Source organism: Streptomyces torulosus (assembly GCF_001419765.1).
Lineage (GTDB): Bacteria > Actinomycetota > Actinomycetes > Streptomycetales > Streptomycetaceae > Streptomyces > Streptomyces torulosus.
This window is the reverse complement of record NZ_LIRK01000102.1, coordinates 1-5,292: the sequence shown is the minus strand read 5'-3', so window position 1 is coordinate 5,292 and position 5,292 is coordinate 1. Positions and strand designations below refer to the sequence as shown.

At 70.7% G+C, this 5,292-nt stretch carries 6 protein-coding genes; 5 read left to right on the top strand and 1 reads right to left on the bottom strand.

What is annotated here, in order from left to right; translation table 11 throughout:
* Positions 1-1,112 (bottom strand): GAF domain-containing protein (locus AOK23_RS08120; protein WP_420823690.1); only part of this gene is annotated, 1,112 nt, incomplete at its 3' end.
* Positions 1,113-1,478: 366 nt separating this feature from the next.
* Between AOK23_RS08120 and aspS the strand changes: the two genes are divergently transcribed.
* The 5 genes from aspS to AOK23_RS08100 all read left to right on the top strand — a co-directional run bounded on the left by aspS (position 1,479) and on the right by AOK23_RS08100 (position 5,163).
* Positions 1,479-3,242, top strand: coding sequence for an aspartate--tRNA ligase (gene aspS, locus AOK23_RS08115; protein ID WP_055712073.1), 1,764 nt, complete (start codon positions 1,479-1,481; stop codon positions 3,240-3,242).
* 80 nt (positions 3,243-3,322) lie between these two features.
* Entirely contained in the window at positions 3,323-3,451 is a 129-nt protein-coding gene (locus AOK23_RS51380) for a hypothetical protein (RefSeq protein ID WP_276205721.1), read from the top strand.
* Positions 3,452-3,677: 226 nt separating this feature from the next.
* The gene (locus AOK23_RS08110) at positions 3,678-4,136 is read left to right on the top strand and encodes a hypothetical protein (RefSeq protein WP_206336148.1); all 459 of its coding nucleotides are present in this window, start codon (positions 3,678-3,680) and stop codon (positions 4,134-4,136) included.
* A 2-nt stretch (positions 4,137-4,138) separates the two neighbouring features.
* Positions 4,139-4,738 (top strand): GOLPH3/VPS74 family protein, encoded by a 600-nt coding sequence (locus tag AOK23_RS08105; protein ID WP_240496305.1) that lies wholly within the window; start codon positions 4,139-4,141, stop codon positions 4,736-4,738.
* Positions 4,739-4,776: 38 nt separating this feature from the next.
* Positions 4,777-5,163, top strand: coding sequence for a hypothetical protein (locus tag AOK23_RS08100; protein ID WP_055712070.1), 387 nt, complete (start codon positions 4,777-4,779; stop codon positions 5,161-5,163).
* Positions 5,164-5,292: the final 129 nt, after the last annotated feature.

The window sequence follows — 5,292 nt, the reverse complement described above, 5'->3', positions numbered from 1 at the left end:
TGGCCCTGGACGTCGCCGATGACGAGGGCGAAGCGGCCGCTGGGCAGGGCGATCATGTCGTACCAGTCGCCGCCGACCTGGAGTCCGCCGCCGGTGGGGACGTAGCGCGCGGCGACGCTCATGCCGGGTATCTCGGGGCCGAGCGTGGGCAGCATGGTGCGCTGGAGGCCGTCGGTCAGTTCGCGTTCGGTCTCGGCGGCGCCCGCGCGGGACAGCGCCTGGGCGAGCATCCGGGCCACGGTGGTCAGGACGGAGCGCTCGTCGGGGGTGAAGGTGACCGGGTAGGTGAAGCCGGCCATCCACGCGCCCATGGTGCGGCCGGCGACGATCAGCGGCAGGAAGGCCCAGGACCGGCGGTTGAACTGTTCCGCGAGCGGCCAGGCGGTGGGGTAGCGGGACTTGTAGTCCTCGGGGGAGGAGAGATAGACGGCGCGGCCGGTGCGGACGACCTCCGCTGCCGGGTAGTCCGTCTCCAGCGGCATATGGGTGAACGGGCCCTCGTCGCCGTGGTTGTGCCCGTGGTGCCCGATGACGGTGAGGCGGTCGCCCTCCACCCCGAACACGGCGAGACCGTCCGGGGAGAAGCCCGGCATCGCGAGGCCCGCCGCGACCCGCAGCACCTCCTCCGTCGAGCGCGCCTCGGCCAGTGCCCGCCCCGCGTCCAGCAGGAACGCCTCGCGGGAGCGCCGCCAGTCGCCGGTGACGGCCCCCGGGGCGCGGGCCGCGGTCTGCGGCGAGGGTTCGGTGACCTCCTGGATGGTGCCGATCAGCTCCACCGATCTGCGCACCGGATCCAGGGTCGGCTTGGAGCGGCTGCGGACGGTGCGGATCACCCGGCCCTGCTCGTCCATGATCCGGATCCGGACCTCGGCGAGGGTGTCCTCCGCGACGGCGAGCTGGACGACCGAGACGATCTCGTTCCAGTCGACGGGGTGGAGTCTCGAGCGCGCGCCGGCCTGGGTGAGGGTGGTCGGTTCCGGGGGCAGCCCCAGGAGCCGGGCTGCCTCGGCGTCGACGGTGACGGTTCCGGCAGCGCTGTCCCAGGTCCACAGTCCCGTCGCCAGGGCGGACAGGACGTCCTCCACGGTGGGCGGGGGCTCACCAGTGCGCATTGACCCACTCTAAGAACAGCTGATCGGACCGTGCCACCGAAGCTGTGCCGAGCACCGAGCGGTGTCCGGAGGTAACCGCGATCGGCGGCGACGGCGGTGACAGCGGTTGACGTTATCGACAGAAACCGCTTGCGGTCCTGGCTATGGCTGTGACGGTGAGTATCCGTGCGGGAAAAGGTGTCCGTGGCGGGGAGAGCGGTATCCAGGTGCCCGTAGGACGCGGTTGCCCCCGCGGGCGGCGGTAAATGGTGGGGAGGCGATCTTGGGGTGCCCGGTACCCTTGGCTGTGTTTCACGTGAAACACGGACGGTGAACCCGTGTGACACGGTCCCAGATCCCCGATCAGCGAAGACTGGATGAACGACGATGCATCGGTACAGGTCCCACACCTGCGGCGAGCTCCGCGCCTCTGACGTCGGCACCGACGTCCGGCTGAGTGGCTGGCTGCACAATCGGCGCGACCTGGGCGGCATCCTCTTCATCGATCTGCGCGACCACTACGGCATCACGCAGCTCGTCGCCCGTCCGGGCACCCCGGCGTACGAGGCCCTGGACAAGATCTCCAAGGAGTCGACCGTCCGTGTCGACGGCAAGGTCGTCTCCCGTGGCGCCGAGAACGTGAACCCCGACCTGCCCACCGGTGAGGTCGAGGTCGAGGTAGGCGAGGTCGAGCTGCTCGGCGCGGCCGCCCCGCTCCCCTTCACCATCAACGCCGAGGACGGGGTCAACGAGGAGCGGCGCCTGGAGTACCGCTTCCTCGACCTGCGCCGCGAGCGCATGCACCGCAACATCATGCTGCGTACGGCCGTGATCAGCGCCATCCGTCACAAGATGACGGCCCTCGGCTTCAACGAGATGGCCACGCCGATCCTGTCCGCCACCTCCCCCGAGGGCGCCCGCGACTTCGTCGTGCCCTCGCGTCTGAACCCGGGCAAGTTCTACGCGCTCCCCCAGGCTCCGCAGCAGTTCAAGCAGCTGCTGATGATCTCGGGCTTCGACCGGTACTTCCAGATCGCGCCCTGCTTCCGTGACGAGGACGCGCGCGCGGACCGTTCGCCGGGCGAGTTCTACCAGCTCGACGTCGAGATGAGCTTCGTGGAGCAGGAGGACGTCTTCCAGCCCATCGAGAAGCTCATGACCGAGCTGTTCGAGGAGTTCGGCAACGGCCGCCACGTCACCTCCCCGTTCCCGCGCATCCCGTTCCGTGAGGCGATGCTCAAGTACGGCTCCGACAAGCCGGACCTGCGCGCCCAGCTGGAACTGGTCGACATCACCGACATCTTCGAGGGCTCGGAGTTCAAGGCGTTCGCCGGCAAGCATGTGCGTGCGCTGCCGGTGCCGGACGTCTCCGGCCAGCCCCGGAAGTTCTTCGACCAGCTCGGCGAGTACGCGGTGGAGCAGGGTGCGAAGGGTCTGGCCTGGGTGCGCGTCGGCGAGGACGGTGCGCTGTCCGGCCCGATCGCGAAGTTCCTCACCGAGGAGAACGTCGCCGAGCTGACCAAGCGTCTGTCGCTGGCCGCCGGTCACGCCGTGTTCTTCGGCGCGGGCGAGTTCGACGAGGTCTCGAAGATCATGGGCGCGGTGCGGGTGGAAGCCGCCAAGCGTGCCGGGCACTTCGAGGAGGGCGTCTTCCGGTTCTGCTGGATCGTCGACTTCCCGATGTACGAGAAGGACGAGGAGACCGGGAAGATCGACTTCTCGCACAACCCGTTCTCGATGCCGCAGGGCGGGCTTGAGGCCCTGGAGACCCAGGACCCGCTGGACATCCTCGGCTGGCAGTACGACATCGTCTGCAACGGCGTCGAGCTGTCCTCCGGCGCGATCCGGAACCACGAGCCCGAGATCATGCTCAAGGCCTTCGAGATCGCGGGCTACGACCGTGACACCGTCGAGGAGCAGTTCGCGGGCATGCTGCGCGCGTTCCGCTTCGGCGCGCCGCCGCACGGCGGTATCGCCCCGGGTGTCGACCGGATCGTCATGCTCCTCGCCGACGAGCCGAACATCCGCGAGACCATCGCCTTCCCGCTCAACGGCAACGCCCAGGACCTGATGATGGGCGCGCCGACGGAGCTGGAGGAGGCGCGACTGCGCGAGCTGCACCTCACGGTGCGGAAGCCGCAGCCGAAGTAGAGAAGCGCGTGAGGCAAGCCTGCTGAGGGCTTGAAACGAAAGGGTCCTGGAATCGTCCGTCGATTTCAGGACCCTTTTCCGTGCGCGGGGAAGAGGCGCTCCTCGCCTCGGCGTCGCTGGAGCCCTACGCCGACATCGCCAAGGGCGTCACCGGCACCATCACCGTCGGCGTCGACCCGGACGCGACGAACACCGGCACCGACGGCTGACGCGTTCACCGCGTGGCTCGGCGCGAGGCCCGGAATCCCGTTCCCTCGGGTTCCGGGCCTTTCGGTGTGCCCGTACGCACCTTTGGGCCGGGCGCTGGGGATGTCATCAGGGGACGCACAGGTTTCTCGACGGAGGCGCACAGCGGGCGCGGGTGTGATGGACGGAGAGAGCGAGGAACCCGTAGGGGACGGAAACGCCGGAGAACCTCGGGACGTGGAGGAGGACATGGAATTCGCCGTGCTGCTCGCACTGCTGCTGGTCCTCGGGGCGGTGATCGCGGTCATCGCCCTGCGGCGCCGCGGCGACGGGCGGGAAGCGACGTCCGACCTGGACGCGGAGGCCGACGCCAACCGCTGGGTGGTCCGGCTCGGCGGTGGCCTGGCCGGGATCGACGTACGGGCGCAGGCCGGCGCGGACGACGGCGCGGCCCGGGCCCTGGCCGACGCCGCCGAACGCCTCCGCACCGCACGGGCGCGGCTGGCCTCCGCCCGTACGCCCGACCAGTACGCGGCGGTCGTCCGCACCGCGACCGAGGGCCTGCGCCATGTGGGGGAGGCCCGCAGGGTGTTGGGGCTGGACCCGCCCGCCGAGGGCAAGCGGAACGCCGCCCAGGTCGGGCAGTCATCCGCCCAGGTCGAGCGGAGGGAACTGTCGTACGGGCTCGACGCGTCCTACCGATCATGACCATGTCGTCCTCTGCCTCCGGCCCCGCCCCCACGACCCTCGGTGAGGAGATCCTCCTCCTTTCCCTCGACGACTCCACGGGTGAGGCGAAGTTGCCGCTGCGGACGCCCTACGCGATCGCGGCGGCGGCCCTGCTGGAACGGGTGCTCGCCGACGGCCCCGAGGACGCGGCGCTCCCGGACGACGCCGAGAAGTGGATCAACGACCAGCGCACCGAGGAGTACGAGAAGGCCCTGCGGGGTCTGCTGGACAAGGGCCTGATCCGCGAGGAGAAGCGCCGGCTCCTCCTCGTCTTCCGCACCACCGTCCACCCGGAGGTCGACGGCACGGTGGAGGCCGCGCTGCGCAGTCGGCTCGCCTCGGTAGTCCTGGAGGGAAGCGAACCCGACCACCGCACTGCCGCCCTGGTCACCCTGCTCCACCACGCCGACCTGCGGGAACTGGCCTTCCCCGACCTGGGGAAGGAGCAGTCCGCGGCGGTCGAGCGGCGCATGACGGAGATCGCCGAACGCCACTGGGCCGACCCCGCCCTCCGCCGCATGGCCGAGACGGCCGCCGCGACGATGGCGACCACGGTCGTGATCATCACGGCGGCGACCTGAGCCGTGGTTGCGGTCCTCTTCCGAAGGGTGTCCGACGCATGAGCCGTACCGAAGCCGAGTTCAGCGAGGCGCTGGCCGTCGTGCTGCGGGATCTGCGCGCGCAGTGTTCCGTGCGACCCGAGGTGCGGGAGGACGAGGACGGCCCCGGTGTGGTGCTCTACGCGCCGGACGGGTCGGGCCAGGGGGTGTGGGCCGAACCGGACGTGCGGCCCGGGGTGTTGACGGCCGAGGTCGCGGACCAGGTGCAGGGCTGGGCGGTGGAGGCACTGTGGGCGGCCGGGGAGCCCGCGGTGTGGCCGCGCTGCCCGGCGCATCCGGACACGCATCCGCTGGAGGCGGCCGTCGAGAGGGGCACAGCCGTGTGGCGCTGCCCGCGCGGCACGGCCACCACCGTCCCCGTGGGCGAGTTGCCCTCGACGGAGTGACCAGCGGGCGCCTCCCCACGCCCAGCGCCCAGGGGCGCGGCTGACTACGCCCCGGTGCCCGTGCCGACGGCTCCCGCGCTCTCCGCCTGTGTGCCTGTGGCTCCCGCACCACCCGCCTGTGTGCCCGCT

Excerpts from the sequence above, each read along its gene's own strand:
- AOK23_RS08110 (WP_206336148.1), top strand. The coding sequence starts at position 3,678 with ATGGAATTCGCCGTGCTGCTCGCACTGCTGCTGGTCCTCGGGGCGGTG.
- AOK23_RS08100 (WP_055712070.1), top strand. The coding sequence starts at position 4,777 with ATGAGCCGTACCGAAGCCGAGTTCAGCGAGGCGCTGGCCGTCGTGCTG.
- AOK23_RS08105 (WP_240496305.1), top strand. The coding sequence starts at position 4,139 with ATGTCGTCCTCTGCCTCCGGCCCCGCCCCCACGACCCTCGGTGAGGAG.
- aspS (WP_055712073.1), top strand. The coding sequence starts at position 1,479 with ATGCATCGGTACAGGTCCCACACCTGCGGCGAGCTCCGCGCCTCTGAC.